Genomic DNA, 15,857 nt, shown 5'->3' with positions numbered 1-15,857 from the left:
AGCCCAGGGCTGGATTGTTTTTATTGGTATAGCATATGGCACTTAAAGTACCATAATCTATCAGCTTGTGCCCGCTTGTGTTTGAACTGAGGCGGACGAGAGTCCGCCCTAGTAAGTCTTACAGCTCCAACTCCCACAAATCATCAAAACCCAGCTCATCGCGCAAGCGGCGCTTTTCTAGCCTGTCTTCCAGGCGCCGCCGCATTTCCAGCTGCCGCTGGGGATTATCCTTAGCGCTTGCAGCTATAGTTTCCGCTTTTTCTGACTCGCTATCATCATCCATAAAGGCGTCTTCATCGTGGTCTTCAGTCATATTACTACCTCACACGAAATACTCTAAAGATGCGAACTCGCGCCAAGCCAAACTGCAGGAGCGAGCCCATGGGCGCTATGTACCATAGTTTTTTTGCTCTACAAAGACTTTTTTTCGCATAACAAATACAGTTAGTTTGAACACTAAAAAAAGCCTCCGACCTGTGGACTGGCGCTCTGGACACGCCCCAGAGATTAACTGCTATAGTGGAGGGCAGCTTTGCCCAGTGCCGCCCAAGCAAACTGGGCGCAATAAAATTTACTGGAAGTAAAACATGGTAATGCAAAAAAAAACCTGTGTAGGCTGGCGCGAATGGGTAATGTTCCCTGACTTTGGCTCATTTCACATCAAAGCTAAGGTAGACACTGGGGCTAAAACTTCGGCGCTACATGCCTTTTTCGTTGAACCATTTGAGCGCCAGGGTGAACAATGGGTACGTTTTGGCCTGCACCCGCATCAGGGGACCTCAGAGCCGGAGTTTATCTGCGAAGCGCCGGTAAAAGATCAGCGCCAAGTTACAGACTCTGGCGGCCACAAAGAGCAGCGTTATGTGATCGAAACGGCTATCCGCGTAGCGTCGCAAACATTTATAACGGAAATGACCTTGACCAACCGCGAATCCATGCTGTTTCGTATGCTTATCGGGCGCAATACCCTAGCCGGTCACTTTCAGGTAGACCCAGAGCTATCCTTTTTATGCGGTGGCAATAAAGAAAGCCACAATGGCTTTTCGGCGTAGGCGCCACTTTTCACCCGAAATTAGTTAGGACTCTAAATGAAAATTGCAATTTTATCTCGCAACAGCAAGCTCTATTCGACCCGCCGCTTGGTGGAAGCCTGCAAAGCGCGTGGCCATGAAGTACAAGTTATCGATATTCTCAAATGCTACATGGATATCACCCCGTCCAAACCGGCCATGTGGTACAAGGGCGAAGAGCTGGAAGGATTCGATGCGGTCATTCCTCGCATTGGCGCCTCTGTTACCCACTATGGCCTTGCCGTTATTCGCCAATTTGAAATGATGGGCGTTTACTGCCTGACTGAATCTGTCGCACTGGGGCGCTCGCGCGACAAACTGCGCGCCCTGCAGCTGTTGTCCCGCAAAGGCATCGGCATGCCACGCACCAGTTTTGCCCACAATGTTCACAACACCAAAGAGCTGATTAAGCTGGTAGGCGGCGCACCTTTGGTAGTTAAGCTGTGCGAGGGCACCCAGGGGCGCGGAGTGGTTTTGGCCGAAACCGCCAAAGCCGCCGAAAGCGTGATCGAAGCCTTTCGCGAACTACGGGCTGAATTCTTGGTGCAGGAATTCATTAAAGAGGCCGGCGGCAGCGATATCCGCTGCCTAGTTATAGGCAACAAAGTCGTCGCCGCCATGCAACGCACCGCACCCGATGGCGAATTTCGCTCCAATCTGCACAGAGGCGGCAGTGCACAGCTGGTTAAGCTGCGCCCCAATGAGCGCAGCACCGCGATAAAAGCGGCGCAGACCATGGGCCTAAAAATAGCCGGTGTAGACATTCTACGCTCCTCGCGCGGACCACTGACCATGGAGGTAAACTCATCCCCTGGGCTTGAAGGTATCGAAGGCGCCACAGGTAAGGACGTAGCCGACGCCATTGTAAAGTTTATTGAAGAGAACGCACGCCCACACAGTAATCGCACGAAAGGTAAAGGATGAGTCGCACAGCAAATGCCAGCGTTGTTATCGGAGGAGAAACCATTGCCCCCGGAGAGAGCAAAAGTGTCGACATCCCGCTGGCTGCCATGTACACCCATACGAACGTGGGCCTGACGGTTCATGTAATCAATGGTAAGCGCCCAGGCCCCTGCCTGCTGTTAACCGCCGCTGTGCACGGCGATGAGATTAACGGCGTCGAAATAATCCGCCGAATTCTTGGCATAAAAGAGCTGAGCAAACTGCGCGGCACTTTAATGGCCATTCCGGTGGTCAATGTACACGGTTTCCTCAATCAGTCTCGCTACCTGCCCGACGGGCGAGATTTAAACCGCTGCTTTCCCGGCAGTCAGAAGGGCTCCCTGGCCGGACGCGTCGCCTACACCCTCGCCAATGATATTCTCGGCCACTGTACCCACTGTATTGATTTACACACGGGGGCACGCCACAGAACTAACTTGCCGCAAATTCGCGTTGATTTAAGCCGGGACGACACCCGTGACCTGGCCGTCGCCTTTGGCTCACCGGTTATTCTCGATGCCAAACTGCGCGAGGGCTCGCTGCGCCAGACCGCCGCAGATAAAGGGATTCCACTGCTGCTCTACGAGGCGGGAGAGGCACTGCGCTTTGATGAATTCAGTATTCGAGCCGGCACCCGGGGCGTGATCAATGTAATGCGTGAGCTGGGAATGCTCGCGCGCAAAAGTCGCAGTAAAAAAGTGCCCGAGGTCGCTATTGCCGATGACAGTCGCTGGGTGCGCGCGCCCTGCAGCGGGGTGATGCGACCGCTGGTAAGGCTTGGCGCCAGAGTCAAAAAAGGCACTATTCTCGCCTATATTGCCGATCCCGTAGGTTTAACCCAAATGCCGGTGCGTGCCCCCGCCGAATCTATCGTCATTGGCCTGACTCATTTACCGTTGATTCACGAGGGCGAAGCGCTGTTTCACTTGGCAAATTACAGCAAACAAATTCATCAGGTGGCAGATCAGGTGGTGAATTTTCACGATACGTTTGGCACGCCCGAAGATGAAGAAGAGCCATTTTTTATCGGCGAGGACGAGTCGCTAGAAAACGAATAACCCTTACGCAAAATCCTTCAGCGAAACGATATTACTATTGAAATCAAACTGGCCCGCCCCGTTAAAGTGGCTTTCAAATTGTGCGGCGGGCATAGGCTTGGCATACAAAAAGCCCTGGGCCTGATCGCAGCCCTCCTCTGCCAGCCATTCGGCTTGATGCTGTTGCTCCACCCCTTCTGCGACGACCGTCAACTGCATATTATGAGCCAGCCCAATAATGGACTTGGCGATTGCAGCGTCGTTTTGATCCAGCGGGACATCGTGTATAAAACTGCTGTCAATTTTTAGCTTATCGATAGGAAAGCGCTTTAAATAAGCCAGCGAGGAATACCCCGTGCCAAAATCATCAATGGAAAGCTGCAGCCCCATTTGATTCAACTGGTTTAATTGGTTAATGGTTTCACTGGCGTGCTCCATCGCACAGCTTTCGGTAATTTCCAACTCTAGATACTCGGCCGGCAGCTCCGTCTCGCGCAGCACTGTTGCCACTTTGCCGGGGAAGTCCCGCTGCCGGAATTGGCGGGTGGAAAGATTAACGGCCATCTGTGGCACTTGCAGTCCTGCGTCCAACCAACGCTTTTGCTGCTGACAAGCAGCTTTTAATACCCACTCGCCCAGGGGCACAATCAACCCCGTTTCCTCAGCTAGGGGAATAAAGTGAGCCGGCGAGACCAAACCGCGCTCCGGATGTTGCCAGCGCACCAGGGCCTCGACCCCGGTAAGCTCTCCGCTATGCAGATTAATTTGCGGCTGGTAGTGCAAGGTCAACTGCTCTTGCTCAAGCGCGCGGCGCAAGTCGTTTTCCAGCAGTAAATAATTCACCGCTGTCGCACTCATGCCTTTGGCGTAAAACTGACAATTGTTTTTACCGGCCTCTTTTGCCTTGTACATGGCAATGTCGGCGTTCTTTAAAAGCTCATCAGTGGTTTCACCATCGGCCGGGTACACGCTGATACCGATACTGGCCGTAATCGAAATCTCATGCCCCACAATTTCCATAGGCCGAGAAACCTGAGCCAACAGTTTATTGGCGACAAAGCGCACGTCGTCCAAATCGTGTACACCTTCAAGCAATACGACAAACTCGTCGCCACCCAAGCGAGCCACGGTATCCATATCTCGCACACCATCATTGAGGCGGGCGGCGATAGACTTTAACAGTAAATCGCCCGAGTCATGACCCAGGCTATCATTGATGTTTTTAAATCGGTCCACATCCAGCAGCATCAACGCCAGCTTGCTTTCCGAGCGCTGCGCCCGGGCAATACCATGGTTGATCCGGTCATAAAATAGCGAGCGGTTGGGCAGCGCGGTCAAGGCATCGTGAAACGCCATATAATTCAAACGCGACTGTTGTTCGCGCAAGGCACTCTCGGCCAGCTTGCGATCGGACACATCGGTGCAGATAGTGCACACCCCAAACACATCCCCTTCGCGATCGCTGAGCGGGAACTTGACCATTAAATAGGTATGAATACTGCCATCTTTGTGCGGCAATTCAATTTCGGTTTCAAAAGGCTTGCGAGCATCCAGAGCGGCCGCTTCAATGGATTTTAGCGACTCAACCAGCTCGGGAGGATAAATGTCGGCGGTATTTTTACCGATAAGCGGGCCGTCGTTAGTGTGAGCTAATTGCTTGTAGTGATCACTGGCCATGATCACATTACCGTTCAAATCTTTTACCGCAATCAACGCCGGTGAATAGCGCAGTATCGCGTTAAGGTAAGTTTCACTCGCCCACAGCGCTTTCTCAGTGGTGCGGCTGCGCTCGGACTGCTGGCTGAAGCGCTTCATGTCCAAAAACTGGCGCACCACCAAAGAGCTAATAAGCCAAATTGACTCAAGCTCAGCCAACTCGTCGATCAGGCTGTCAGCATCCAACGTGGACTCAAGGTAAAAGGCGGCCACGCTTTCACCGCACTCTTCTATCGGGTGCAGGGCGGCACTTAGATCAACAGGGCAGTCTGCTTGGGCCAGAGGAATACTGACCGAACGCTGTATACGATACGCCTGTTCAATGGCCGCTACGGGCAGATTTCGCGATTGGCTTAAGAGTGTCGAAAGACCGCGAATATCCACACTGCCGCGGGTATCACGTACGGCCAATGCTTCGATATTCAGCTCGCCATTGTACTCCACCACAAGAACTGCACGCTTCACATGAGGGCGTGCAGCAAGCAGGCCGACCAACCTCTCTGCAATTTGTTTGTGATTTAACCGCTTAAACAGCTGCTGATACTTTTTGATCAGCGCAGCGGTACCTTGTTTGGCTCGCATAAGTGTCCAGTTGAATGTCGGCGCACGCAAAAACGTGAGCAACGGCTTCGCCAGAAGCGCAAGTACCGGTGTTTTTGTCCTCAAAAGAGCACCGTGCCACTTCTTTTAATATGCCTAAGTCATCCATAATCTGGGGCATTAATAACCGCAATCTATTAGAAACCCCTGTGGGACGCAAGCAACATCCTCGAGATTTTCTCCTAATGCGCCTACATGACTAAATTATCGGCAAATAGATAAAATCGGCTAGATTTTTTTGTCGCAAAAATAACCAACTCGCAAACCAACGCCCATAACGAAGCCCTAGGGCCTGTTAACACTAATTAAATGCAGCCTGTTGCCACTAAAAATTTGCCAATCAAGGCGCGAGGAGAGTGGTTTGATTATTCCAAATGAACGACGAGCAAAGCTTACCGCATCCTGCTCTCGCGCCTCACCTGCGTCCATGCAGGCGACGCAGAGTGGCGGATTTTTAGCCGCAACCCGAAGGGCTGGAGCCAGTTTTGCCCCCAGCGTTGTTGCCGATCGCTTATTTGGAATAACCACTAAAACGCCGGGAGCGTTTTTGCGCTTTTGCCCCGGAGGGGTGAAGCATAAGGATATGCTGAACAAACTGCGCTCACGACGCCTAGCTGGAGACAAAACTGGCTTCCAGCAGGCGCATTTAATTAGTGTTGACAGGCCCTAGATAGCGATACTGGCAACGACCTTCCTACTCTGTTCGGGGAATTGCGCTACGGGGATCAGAAAAAAGGTTAAAAATACGCCACAACTGCCGCTATACTGGTTACAAATAATACAATCGGGAGCTGTAGCCCCGAGAGCACCCAGGTAGCAACCATGAAAAAAGCCGCACCTTTCCTCGGCGATGAATATCTCAAAAGACAGGCCGACAACCGAGTTTTTTGCGACAGCACCACTTTTGCGGATGAATCAGAAGCAAACCATGGGCCTCATATTGATTGGCACCCAATCAATAACGGCCACAGTATCAAGGTTCATGTTGCCGGAGATATCAATATCGAGTGCATGGCGCAGTGGCGCAGACTTATAAAAGAAACCAGTGGAAATGGTATCCACCAGTTTGAGTTTGACCTCAAAGAGGTCAAATCACTGAGCCTGGCCGGCCTAGCAATGCTGTTAATGTTTAAAGATGACAAGCAGGCCCAGGCGCGAGATATAAGCTTAACCCAATGCAACAATCAGCTTTACAAGCGCCTCCTGTGGAGTGGCTTGACGCGCGAATTTATCGTCAGGCCCTGCCGTGAGCTATAGACCGAGCTCGGTCAAAGCCTGCAACAGCGCATCCATTTCCTGATCCGAACCGATACTGATTCGCAGATAATCACTGATACGCGCTTTAGCGAAATACCGTACTAACACTTTTTTCTCGCGCAGGTGAGCGGCTAAATCGGCTGCACATAAACTGCCCGGCGGTTTTACCATGACAAAATTAGCTTTTGACGGCAGCACAGTAAAATCCTTTTCTAATAGCGCTTTTGCCACCCGCTCGCGAGTGGCAATCACCTTGTCGCGGCACTCTTTAAAGTAGGGCACATCATCCATAGCTGCCGTGGCAGCGGCCTGGGCAATGGCATCCAGAGGGTAGGAGTTAAACGAGTTCTTGACCCGCTCCAAGCCTTCAATCAGTTGCGGATGCCCGATCGCAAAGCCAACCCGCAGCCCAGCCAGAGCACGCGACTTAGAAAAAGTCTGCACCACCAGCAAATTGTCATAGCGCTCCGTCAAAGGCACGGCCGATTCACCGCCAAAATCGATGTAGGCTTCATCTACCACTACTACCGACTGCGGATTGTTTTGCAACAGAGCTTCGATTTGTTCCAGGGTACTCAACAGCCCGGTGGGTGCATTGGGATTGGGAAAGATGATACCGCCATTGGGGCGCTGGTATGCGCTAAAATCGACGGAAAAGTCCTCCGCCAGCGGGATTAAGTTCGCCTCAATGCCAAACAGCTGGCAGTAAACCGGATAAAAACCGTAGGTGATATCGGGATAAAGAATAGGTTCTGGCTGCTGAAAAAACGCCATAAACGTCTGCGCCAAAACTTCATCAGAGCTGTTGCCAGCAAACACCGACTGGACGTCCACGCCATAATAGCTCGCAATGGATTCGCGCAGCTTGAGCGCATTGGGGTCCGGATAGTAACGCAAGCGATTTATCACATTTTCCGTAATAGCTTGCGCCACCCGAGGTGACGGAGGATAGGGGCTTTCATTGGTATTGAGCTTAATCAAGCCTTCAACCTGCGGCTGCTCTCCCGGCACGTAAGGCTCAATTCCCTGAACGACCTGGCTCCAATATTTGGACATGCTGACTCCGACTAAAAAGGGAAGCATTATACCAGCACTGCCAAGCGCAATTTACTGCTATCATTCGCCCACTGTTTTTCACCCGTCAGGAGCTGCCATGTTCAATCAGTTGCCACTGCTGCAAGCCGACCCGATCCTAGGTCTGAGCGCCGCCTTTCGCAATGACACCAACCCCAGTAAGGTCGATTTGGGTGTGGGGGTCTACAAAACTGAAAATGGTGAAACTCCAGTGCTTGGCAGCGTCGCCGCCGCCGAAGCACAACTGCTACAGCAGCAAACAACAAAATCTTACACCCCGCCTGCGGGAATTGCCGGAGCCAATCGCGCCGCCGCCGAACTCGCCTTTGGCCGCGAGCACAAGGTGATTGGCGAAAACCGCCTGAGCACTGTGCAGACACCCGGTGGCTGCGGCGCCCTGCGTCTGGCCGCTGAGCTGATCGCCAAAGCCAATCCTCAGGCAAGCATATGGATCAGCACCCCCACTTGGGCCAATCATGTGCCCTTGTTAACCAGCGCCGGACTGCGTTTAAAAGAATACCCCTACTATGATTTTGCCGAGCACAAAATTGATTTTGCGGCCATGCTGAAAACCTTGGAAAGCGCGGGCCCGAATGACCTGGTACTGTTGCACGCCTGCTGCCACAACCCCAGTGGCGCCGACCTGAGTCGCGAGCAATGGCAGCAACTGGCTGCACTTGCCAGTGAACGGGGCTTTACGCCGTTTATTGATATGGCCTACCAGGGTTTTGGCAGTGGCATAGCCGAAGACGCCTATGGCGTGCGCCTGATGGCCGACACTCAGCCTGAGCTGGTGCTGGCAACATCGTTTTCCAAAAACCTGGGGCTTTATCGCGAACGCGCTGGCAGCCTGAGCATCGTCAGCGCCACCCACGCTGGGGCCGATGCGGTGTTAAGTCAAACCCTGAGCATTGCCCGCGGCCTGTATTCCATGCCCCCGGCCCATGGCGCCAGCATTGTCGATTTGGTATACCACAGTGATGAACTGCGCAATCAGTGGCACGGGGAGCTGACGGCTATGCGCGAGCGTATTGCCGGCCTCAGAGTGCAGCTTGTTAATGCCTTAAATGAACGCCAAAGCAAACGCGACTTTAGCTTTATTGCCCGCGAAGCTGGCATGTTCAGCTTTTTGGGTCTGAGCGTTGATCAAGTGCAAACACTGAAAAGCCAATACAGCGTCTATATGACCGATAACAGCCGCATTAACGTTGCCGGTATCAACAGCAACAACCTGAATTATTTAGCCGACGCCATCATCAAAGTTATTTAACGCCAGCGTCTTACCGGCGAAGTGTTTAGTCCTCGCCGGTATCCCGCTCTAAGGGCTGCGCCCCCGAGGTAACTTTAAGCACCGCGCGCTGCAACATTAATGAATTGGGATAAGTTACCGTATTGCCGTCGTCCATGCGCACGATAACGTGGAACATGGTAATTTCAGTAATCACGCCGCACAGCTTCGCGTCCGGGTCCAACACCTGAATGCGATCTCCCACCCGATAGGGAAAACCAAAAAAGATAATCACACTTGCGGTTATATTGCTGAGAATCGACCACTGAGCAAAGAGCGCAATACCGACCACGGCAAAAATCGATGACAGGAACAGCGACACATCACCATAACCCAGTCCCAACAGCAGGCAGATAACTGCCACGGCGCAAAACAACAGGGAGAAGCGAGTAATCTTACTCACATACTCTACCCGGTATTCACTCACCGATCGTTTGTTAGCCAGCTCGCCAATCACCCGATCGATAATTCGCGCCACCAACAAAAACAATACAACAACACCGCAAACCAGCAAGATTTTTAACAGCATCCCACACCTATGTAACGAAACAGAAAAGACGCATACTAACAGCAGTTTTTACCGACACAACTGGAATTATACTTATGCTCTGTATTGCCCACCGAGGCCACACTGGCCCAGGGCGCCCAGAAAACAGCTTAGCCGCCGTCAAGGCGGCTCTCGAGCTCGGCGTCGAGGGGATTGAAATTGACCTGTGGTATTTCCACGGCCGCTTTTGGATGACTCACGACCGTCATTGGCAGGGTGCTCAGCAAAGCTTGCAAGCCCTCTCCAGGGGCGATCTGGAGGCGATTCGGCAGAGCAACGGTGAGCCCTTGGCGGATTTGGACGAACTGCTAAGCCTGGTGCAGGATAAATGCCTGTTGAACATAGAGCTTAAAAATGCCGGGGGCGCCGATTTGCTTAGCAAAACACTGACGGCCTTTGGCCGGAACAACGGTGTTAAGCTGGAGCATATAATTATCTCTAGCTTTAATCACCACGAATTGGCAGAGTGCAGGAGACACCTACCGCACATAAAACTCGGTGTGTTGTTAGCCAGTTTGCCACTGAGTTACGCGGCCTGCGCCGAGCCTTTACAGCCCTATTCGGTGAACACATCGATCAACCTCCTGAGTAGAGAATTGACCCAGGACATTCACCGACGCGGCTATCAGCACTGGGTATACACCGCTAACACCGAAGAAGATTGGCGCCAGTTAGAAGCGCTCGGCGTGGACGGCTGCTTTACCGACAAGGCAGCGCAATTACGGAAGTATCTGAACGCAAAATCTCTATAGCTCGCGGCGCATCACATTCACCCATTGCTTGGCGATACGGGTTTTACGCAGCGTTTGCCAGTGGCGCCTGGTATAGAATTCGGTGTGCTCTTTGGCAATCAACCATAGCGAGTCATGCCCCAATTGCTGCGCAAACGCTTCTACCTTCGCGATTAAACACGCGGCAATACCGCGGCGGCGCTGCTCGGGTTCTACGTACAAATTACTCAACCACAATGGCACATCCGCCGCGGGCACCCCAGCGCTGGTATTAAGCTGATAGCTAACAATACTGATACAACCGACTGGCGCGGCTTGTGAATTAGAGAATGCCAGCCAGGTCTGCGGGACACTCTGCCCACCAATAGTGTGAGCGCGTAAGCGGCGCAAACGCCGCTCATAGCGACTGCTTAGCCCCTGGCGCAAGCACTCGCTATGGTGCCATTGAGCTACCAGCTCCAGCCACTCTGGGTGAGCGCCCAAAGGCTCAACCCGGCAGCGGGACGCAGAGGCTTCAGACACCAGAATCAGGCCTTGGCGTCAAACCATTTGATGTCTTCGCCGTGGGCCTGTTTGTCGGCGTGGTAGCTAGAACGTACCAACGGACCACAGGCGGCGTGGGTGAACCCCATTTGCTTTGCAAGCTCGGTGTACTCAGCGAACTCGTCCGGGTGCACATAACGATCCACAGGCAAGTGATCTTTAGACGGCTGCAGATACTGACCAATGGTAATCATATCGATGTTGTGATCGCGCATATCGCGCATAACCTCGAAGATTTCCTCTTTGGTTTCTCCCAGCCCTACCATCAGACCAGACTTGGTCAGCACGTCTGGGCGACGCTTTTTATACTCGGCCAGCAGCTTAAGGCTCCACTTGTAGTTGGCGCCGGGGCGTGCCTGGCGATAGAGACGAGGCACGGTTTCTAGGTTGTGGTTGAAAACATCTGGGGCTTCTTTTTCTAGAATATCCAGCGCGGGCTCCATGCGGCCGCGAAAGTCCGGGGTCAGAATTTCCACTTGCAGCTTGGGCGAGCGTTCACGCGCTTCGCGAATACAGTCGGCGAAATGCCCGGCGCCGCCGTCGCGCAGATCGTCACGATCCACCGAGGTAATCACCACATATTTAAGCTGCATTTCGGCAATGGCCTCGGCCAGGTGCACAGGCTCGCTTTCATCCAGAGGGTTAGGTTTACCATGGCCGACATCACAGAAGGGACAGCGACGGGTACAGATATCACCCATAATCATAAAGGTGGCGGTACCGCCGGAGAAGCACTCACCCAAGTTGGGGCAGTTGGCCTCTTCACACACAGATGACAAGCCATTTTTGCGCAGCAGTTTTTTAATCCGATCCACCTCGGGGGAAGCGGGCACACGTACGCGAATCCAGTCGGGCTTGCGCGGCGATTCTGTAGCATCGGTGGCGATAACTTTCACCGGAATACGCTCTACTTTGTCGGCATCGCGCAGCTTTTCCCCCTGCTTGTGGCGGCGGGTACGCTTAACGGGTTGTATCTCGGGAGTCTGTGTCGTCATAGATAACTCGCAGTTTCAGGGGTGGATCTCACCCCGGGTATGTTGAGCGGCGGGCATTATACCGGTTTTGCCGCCCAATTTCTGTACAAGCACTGAGACCAGCTTGTGGCTGACCTCATCAATTAACGGTGCATTCGGCAGCAACCGCGCCATATCCACCATCGCCAAGCCCTGATAACCGCAGGGATTGATTTGGGCAAAGGGGGCTAAATCCATATTCACATTAAGCGCCAGGCCGTGAAAGCTGCAACCGCGCCTCACCCTCAGCCCCAAAGAGGCTATTTTGGCACCAGCCACATAAACCCCAGGGGCATCTGGCTTGGCAGCGGCTTCTATGCTGTAGGCAGCCAATAGCTCGATCAGGCTCTGCTCAAGCAGAGTGACCAAATCTCGCACCCCCAGTTTATAGCGGCGCAAGTTCAATAGCGGATAAACCACCAGCTGGCCGGGGCCATGGTAGGTGACCTGGCCGCCCCGGTCGGACTGCACCAGGGGTATATCTGTCAACGCCAGCAAATGCTCGGGCTTGCCCGCCTGCCCCTGAGTAAACACCGGAGGATGCTCTACCAGCCAGATTTCATCAGGGGTGTCAGCGCAGCGTTGATTGGTAAACGCCGACATAGCGCGCCATACGGACTCGTAATCCGCGACGCCAAGTTGGCGGACGATGATTTCAGAGGTCGACATCAGAGGACGATTTTAGTGGCCGGATGCGCCCGTAGATCCTGGTGGATAGCTTCAAGCTGCTCAATGCCGGTCGCAGTGATAAACACCGTTACCGACTGCCAGCGGCCTTTGCCACTGTCTTTCACGCTGATGCGCTCGGCATTGAAGTCTGGGTCGTGCCGGGCCATTACCTCGACGACCAGCGACTGTAACACTTCGCCAGCCTCACCCAGCACTTTGATGGGGTAGTTGGGGCAAGGGAACTCAATTTTGGGCGGGTCTTGCTGTGTCATGCGGCCTCGTCATCTTTAAACCAGGCCGCATTATAGCAGAGCTTAACTCAGCAAACCTTTGATAAACAGCTTAATGGCGTCTATCAGACGGGCGAAAATGCCAGCCTCTTCCACCGCATTCACAGCTACCGCAGGCACTTCAGCCAGAACCTCGCCGTTGAGGGTCAGAGTTACCGTCCCGAGCTGCTGGCCCGCACTAACAGGCGCTTTCAAGGTATCGGCTAACTGTAGGTTGGCTTCAATGCTGCCGCGACTGCCGCGTGGTATGGTCAGGCGAATGTCTTCTGCCACCGACAGAGACACCTGGTCGGAGCGGCCGTACCAGATACGCGCGGTTTCCAGGGCTTCACCGGCGCGATAAACCGTGGTGTTCTCAAAATAACGGAAGCCATATGCGAGTAACTTTTGCGTTTCGGCGGCGCGGGAGTTTTCACTGCTGGTACCCATAACCACTGAGATCAGACGCATATCGCCGCGATTAGCCGAGGCAACTAAACAGTACCCCGCCGCTTCGGTGTGACCGGTTTTCAGGCCGTCCACAGACTCGTCGCGAAACAACAACCGGTTACGGTTAGGCTGATTAATACCGTTGTACTCGTAATATTTTTCCGCATACAAGGGATAGTACTGTGGGTGATCTTCGATTATTGCTTTAGCCAGAATCGCCAGGTCGCGGGCGGTGGTCAGGTGCCCCTCGGCGGGCCAGCCGGTAGAGTTAACATAATGGGTATTTTTCATCCCCAGCATGCTAGCGGTTTGATTCATCACATCGGCAAAGGCGTCTTCACCGCCGGCCACATGCTCGGCCAGCGCCACACTGGCGTCATTACCCGATTGGATAATCACGCCGCGCAGCAAATCCATTACCGGTACTTGGGTGCCCTCACGCACAAACATTTTTGAGCCGCCCATTTGCCAGGCCTGCACACTGATATTCACCAGATCCTGCTCACTCAACCGGCCCTGCTCCAGCTCGTGGGTGACGATGTAGCTGGTCATCATTTTGGTCAAACTTGCCGGGGGCAATTGCTCATCGGCATTGTGCTCAACCAGAACCTTACCGGTTTCGGCGTCCAGCAATAAATAGGCACTGGCCGCCAACTGCGGCGGAGCGGGGATCAGCACTTGTTGAGCACTGGCGGAAAAAGCGAGGGCGAGCCCCCCGAGAACGGCAAATAATTTGGCAAACATGGATTATCTAATCTGGTTAGTGGACAACAAAATTTATCTTACCCCAAAGGGGCCCGTCAGTCTTGCACGGTGTGGCTGGAATATACACCAGCCTGAGGCAAGCGTGCGCGCACGCGATTCACAGCCTGCTGATCGGCAAGCGGACCAATACGCACTCTGTAGAGTGGTCGAGCCGCTAAAAATTCACTGATAAATACCCGCTCGCCTGTTGCGGAGGCCACCTTGTCTTTCAGGGCGCGAGCACTGGAAGCAGAACTGAACGCCCCCACTTGCAAATAAATACCGTCGGATTGACTCGCGGGTCGATCATCAGGCTTCAACGGCGGCGGCGGAGTATCCCCCGGCATCACAATCGCAACTTCAACCGGTCCGGTCCCCGTCTGGGTGATTCCCAAACGCTGGGCGGCGGCGTAACTCAGATCAATAATACGTCCCTCGTGAAACGGCCCCCTATCATTCACCCGCACCACCACACTGCGGCCATTTTCCAGATGAGTGACGCGAACATAAGAGGGAATAGGCAAAGTTTTGTGCGCTGCGGTCATACCATACATATCGTAAACCTCGCCGTTGGAGGTTTTGTGGCCGTGAAACTTTTTGCCGTACCAGGACGCCCTGCCCCGCTCTTTATAGTCGCTTTCGTCCTCGATCAGGTAATAGGTTTTGCCCAATACGGTATAGGGGTTTTTATTGCCCGCGCGGGTGCGAGGCTCCACGCGCGGCACAGCGTCCGGTACATGAGACATATCAATGGGTTTATCCGGTCCGACGTCCTGCTCAATGTGATAACGCGACGAGCTGGCAGGCTTTTTAGACGAGCAGGAGATGACAGCGGCGGCCGCGAACAGCCAAAGCAGATAAAAACATAAACGGTTGTAGGGCTTAGGTGTCACGGTCAATCGTCTCCTTGCGCCAAATCGGCTGCGCGATAAATAGCCTGTGCCAACTGATGCACGGCCATAGCGTACATAGCGCTGCGGTTATAGCGGGTAATCACATAAAAATTGATAAAGCTCAGCCAGTACTCATCCCCCAAGGCGCCATCCAGGCGAACAACCACGGCCGGGGCTTCGGCGGGAACAGATTGCACTGGGGTAAAACCGGCCTTTTGCCAATCGGGAACCGTTTGCTCGGGTTTATTAATGGGGCTGGGCAAATCGCCAATCTCAGCCGGAGGCCGCACCCGCACCGTAACAAAGTCGCCGCGCTGCCAACCATGCTGCTTAAAATAGTTGGCAACACTGCCGATGGCGTCAGTCGTGTTATTCCAGATATCGGGCCAGTCGTCGCCGTCAAAATCCACCGCATAGTGACGGTAACTGGATGGCATAAACTGACCATAGCCCATGGCTCCGGCGTAAGAGCCTTTGTTAATCAGCGGGTCCTTGCCGTGCTCGCGCATTAAAATGAGGTAGTTTTCCAGCTCTTTGGTAAAAAACGGGCTGCGCGGCGGGTAATCAAATGCGAGAGTGCTGAGCGCGTCCATCACCCGGTAAGATCCGGTGACCCGCCCGTAGAGAGTTTCCACACCGATAATGGCGACAATGTACTCAGCGGGTACGCCATAAACCTGCTCGGCGCGGGCCAGCGCATTGCGGTTCTCTTGCCAAAATTTAACCCCGTCGCTGATGCGTTTGTCCTGAATAAAAATCTTGCGATAATCAGCCCAACTTTTGGTTTTTTCCGCCGGTCGGGCAATCAACTCTAAAATGCGCTCTTGCCTTTCGGTATTGGCGAATAAAGCTTCTAAGTTGGCGCGCTCAAAACCGTGCTCGTTCACCATTTTATCGATAAACTTTTGCGTCTCGGCATGCTCACGATAATCGGCCAGCGCTGGCACGGCACTAGCACTCAACCACATCACCAACAGCCAGCTGCCAATTATTGTTCTTTTCACCCACTCACTC

17 protein-coding genes are annotated in these 15,857 nt (G+C 53.4%); 6 read left to right on the top strand and 11 right to left on the bottom strand.

The genetic code is table 11. The features are described 5' to 3' along the window. Positions 1-118: 118 nt before the first annotated feature. Positions 119-313 carry a PA3496 family putative envelope integrity protein gene (locus NHM04_RS15280; protein WP_254264617.1) on the bottom strand — a complete coding sequence of 65 codons (195 nt, stop codon included), beginning with the start codon at positions 311-313 and terminating at the stop codon, positions 119-121. Between the two features lie 274 nt (positions 314-587). Between NHM04_RS15280 and NHM04_RS15275 the strand changes: the two genes are divergently transcribed. From NHM04_RS15275 to NHM04_RS15265, 3 genes are read left to right on the top strand one after another with little or no spacing between them, the layout of a single operon-like run. Beyond that, the gene (locus NHM04_RS15275) at positions 588-1,052 is read left to right on the top strand and encodes an ATP-dependent zinc protease (RefSeq protein WP_371872556.1); all 465 of its coding nucleotides are present in this window, start codon (positions 588-590) and stop codon (positions 1,050-1,052) included. 36 nt (positions 1,053-1,088) lie between these two features. Continuing rightward, on the top strand, positions 1,089-1,994 hold the full coding sequence (rimK, locus tag NHM04_RS15270; protein WP_254264616.1) for a 30S ribosomal protein S6--L-glutamate ligase: 906 nt from the start codon (positions 1,089-1,091) through the stop codon (positions 1,992-1,994). Continuing rightward, positions 1,991-3,070 (top strand): succinylglutamate desuccinylase/aspartoacylase family protein, encoded by a 1,080-nt coding sequence (locus NHM04_RS15265; protein ID WP_254264615.1) that lies wholly within the window; start codon positions 1,991-1,993, stop codon positions 3,068-3,070. Before rimK ends, NHM04_RS15265 begins: the two co-directional genes overlap by 4 nt. Positions 3,071-3,073: 3 nt before the next feature. On the opposite strand, the gene NHM04_RS15260 is transcribed toward NHM04_RS15265, so the two are convergent. Then, positions 3,074-5,347, bottom strand: coding sequence for a bifunctional diguanylate cyclase/phosphodiesterase (locus NHM04_RS15260; RefSeq protein ID WP_254264614.1), 2,274 nt, complete (start codon positions 5,345-5,347; stop codon positions 3,074-3,076). Positions 5,348-6,187: 840 nt separating this feature from the next. Here NHM04_RS15260 and NHM04_RS15255 point away from each other — a divergent pair. Continuing rightward, positions 6,188-6,622, top strand: a complete 435-nt coding sequence (locus tag NHM04_RS15255; protein ID WP_254264613.1) for an STAS domain-containing protein — start codon at positions 6,188-6,190, stop codon at positions 6,620-6,622. Here NHM04_RS15255 and hisC read toward each other — a convergent pair. Next, positions 6,617-7,678 carry a histidinol-phosphate transaminase gene (hisC, locus tag NHM04_RS15250; protein WP_254264612.1) on the bottom strand — a complete coding sequence of 354 codons (1,062 nt, stop codon included), beginning with the start codon at positions 7,676-7,678 and terminating at the stop codon, positions 6,617-6,619. The genes NHM04_RS15255 and hisC overlap by 6 nt on opposite strands. A 97-nt stretch (positions 7,679-7,775) precedes the next feature. On the opposite strand from hisC, the gene NHM04_RS15245 reads away from it, so the two are divergent. Beyond that, positions 7,776-8,966 (top strand): amino acid aminotransferase, encoded by a 1,191-nt coding sequence (locus NHM04_RS15245; RefSeq protein ID WP_254264611.1) that lies wholly within the window; start codon positions 7,776-7,778, stop codon positions 8,964-8,966. Positions 8,967-8,991: 25 nt separating this feature from the next. Here NHM04_RS15245 and NHM04_RS15240 read toward each other — a convergent pair whose 3' ends face one another. Further along, positions 8,992-9,513 (bottom strand): mechanosensitive ion channel family protein, encoded by a 522-nt coding sequence (locus tag NHM04_RS15240; RefSeq protein WP_254264610.1) that lies wholly within the window; start codon positions 9,511-9,513, stop codon positions 8,992-8,994. A gap of 74 nt (positions 9,514-9,587) precedes the next feature. On the opposite strand from NHM04_RS15240, the gene NHM04_RS15235 reads away from it, so the two are divergent. Then, positions 9,588-10,283, top strand: coding sequence for a glycerophosphodiester phosphodiesterase (locus NHM04_RS15235; protein ID WP_254264609.1), 696 nt, complete (start codon positions 9,588-9,590; stop codon positions 10,281-10,283). Here NHM04_RS15235 and NHM04_RS15230 read toward each other — a convergent pair. Genes NHM04_RS15230 through mltB form a run of 7 tightly spaced genes read right to left on the bottom strand, consistent with a single transcriptional unit; the run spans position 10,278 to position 15,811 of the window. Beyond that, on the bottom strand, positions 10,278-10,784 hold the full coding sequence (locus tag NHM04_RS15230) for a GNAT family N-acetyltransferase (RefSeq protein WP_254264608.1): 507 nt from the start codon (positions 10,782-10,784) through the stop codon (positions 10,278-10,280). The two genes, NHM04_RS15235 and NHM04_RS15230, sit on opposite strands and share 6 nt — an antisense overlap. Before the next feature lie 5 nt (positions 10,785-10,789). Then, positions 10,790-11,800: a lipoyl synthase gene (lipA, locus tag NHM04_RS15225; RefSeq protein WP_254264607.1), complete on the bottom strand. Its 1,011-nt coding sequence runs from the start codon at positions 11,798-11,800 to the stop codon at positions 10,790-10,792. Positions 11,801-11,815: 15 nt separating this feature from the next. Beyond that, positions 11,816-12,487 carry a lipoyl(octanoyl) transferase LipB gene (gene lipB, locus NHM04_RS15220; protein ID WP_254264606.1) on the bottom strand — a complete coding sequence of 224 codons (672 nt, stop codon included), beginning with the start codon at positions 12,485-12,487 and terminating at the stop codon, positions 11,816-11,818. Then, positions 12,487-12,759, bottom strand: coding sequence for a YbeD family protein (locus tag NHM04_RS15215; protein ID WP_254264605.1), 273 nt, complete (start codon positions 12,757-12,759; stop codon positions 12,487-12,489). Before NHM04_RS15215 ends, lipB begins: the two co-directional genes overlap by 1 nt. A 42-nt stretch (positions 12,760-12,801) precedes the next feature. Then, positions 12,802-13,950: a D-alanyl-D-alanine carboxypeptidase family protein gene (locus tag NHM04_RS15210; protein WP_254264604.1), complete on the bottom strand. Its 1,149-nt coding sequence runs from the start codon at positions 13,948-13,950 to the stop codon at positions 12,802-12,804. A gap of 56 nt (positions 13,951-14,006) precedes the next feature. Beyond that, a complete protein-coding gene (locus NHM04_RS15205; RefSeq protein ID WP_371872554.1) occupies positions 14,007-14,849 on the bottom strand; it encodes a septal ring lytic transglycosylase RlpA family protein in 843 nt (280 codons plus the stop codon). Then, complete coding sequence (mltB, locus tag NHM04_RS15200; RefSeq protein ID WP_371872603.1) at positions 14,846-15,811, bottom strand: lytic murein transglycosylase B; 966 nt, start codon at positions 15,809-15,811, stop codon at positions 14,846-14,848. Before mltB ends, NHM04_RS15205 begins: the two co-directional genes overlap by 4 nt. Positions 15,812-15,857: the final 46 nt, after the last annotated feature.

The sequence above is a fragment of the Gilvimarinus sp. DA14 genome, from assembly GCF_024204685.1.
Classification (GTDB): Bacteria; Pseudomonadota; Gammaproteobacteria; order Pseudomonadales; family Cellvibrionaceae; genus Gilvimarinus.
Note: the sequence above shows the minus strand (reverse complement) of the source record. Positions and strands in the feature narration are given on the sequence as shown.

What these genes read in the sequence shown, in the direction of transcription:
- NHM04_RS15280 (WP_254264617.1), bottom strand. Translation starts at nt 313, where the DNA reads ATGACTGAAGACCACGATGAAGACGCCTTTATGGATGATGATAGCGAG.
- NHM04_RS15275 (WP_371872556.1), top strand. Translation starts at nt 588, where the DNA reads ATGGTAATGCAAAAAAAAACCTGTGTAGGCTGGCGCGAATGGGTAATG.
- rimK (WP_254264616.1), top strand. Translation starts at nt 1,089, where the DNA reads ATGAAAATTGCAATTTTATCTCGCAACAGCAAGCTCTATTCGACCCGC.
- NHM04_RS15265 (WP_254264615.1), top strand. Translation starts at nt 1,991, where the DNA reads ATGAGTCGCACAGCAAATGCCAGCGTTGTTATCGGAGGAGAAACCATT.
- NHM04_RS15260 (WP_254264614.1), bottom strand. Translation starts at nt 5,347, where the DNA reads ATGCGAGCCAAACAAGGTACCGCTGCGCTGATCAAAAAGTATCAGCAG.
- NHM04_RS15255 (WP_254264613.1), top strand. Translation starts at nt 6,188, where the DNA reads ATGAAAAAAGCCGCACCTTTCCTCGGCGATGAATATCTCAAAAGACAG.
- hisC (WP_254264612.1), bottom strand. Translation starts at nt 7,678, where the DNA reads ATGTCCAAATATTGGAGCCAGGTCGTTCAGGGAATTGAGCCTTACGTG.
- NHM04_RS15245 (WP_254264611.1), top strand. Translation starts at nt 7,776, where the DNA reads ATGTTCAATCAGTTGCCACTGCTGCAAGCCGACCCGATCCTAGGTCTG.
- NHM04_RS15240 (WP_254264610.1), bottom strand. Translation starts at nt 9,513, where the DNA reads ATGCTGTTAAAAATCTTGCTGGTTTGCGGTGTTGTTGTATTGTTTTTG.
- NHM04_RS15235 (WP_254264609.1), top strand. Translation starts at nt 9,588, where the DNA reads ATGCTCTGTATTGCCCACCGAGGCCACACTGGCCCAGGGCGCCCAGAA.
- lipA (WP_254264607.1), bottom strand. Translation starts at nt 11,800, where the DNA reads ATGACGACACAGACTCCCGAGATACAACCCGTTAAGCGTACCCGCCGC.
- lipB (WP_254264606.1), bottom strand. Translation starts at nt 12,487, where the DNA reads ATGTCGACCTCTGAAATCATCGTCCGCCAACTTGGCGTCGCGGATTAC.
- NHM04_RS15215 (WP_254264605.1), bottom strand. Translation starts at nt 12,759, where the DNA reads ATGACACAGCAAGACCCGCCCAAAATTGAGTTCCCTTGCCCCAACTAC.
- NHM04_RS15210 (WP_254264604.1), bottom strand. Translation starts at nt 13,950, where the DNA reads ATGTTTGCCAAATTATTTGCCGTTCTCGGGGGGCTCGCCCTCGCTTTT.
- mltB (WP_371872603.1), bottom strand. Translation starts at nt 15,811, where the DNA reads ATGTGGTTGAGTGCTAGTGCCGTGCCAGCGCTGGCCGATTATCGTGAG.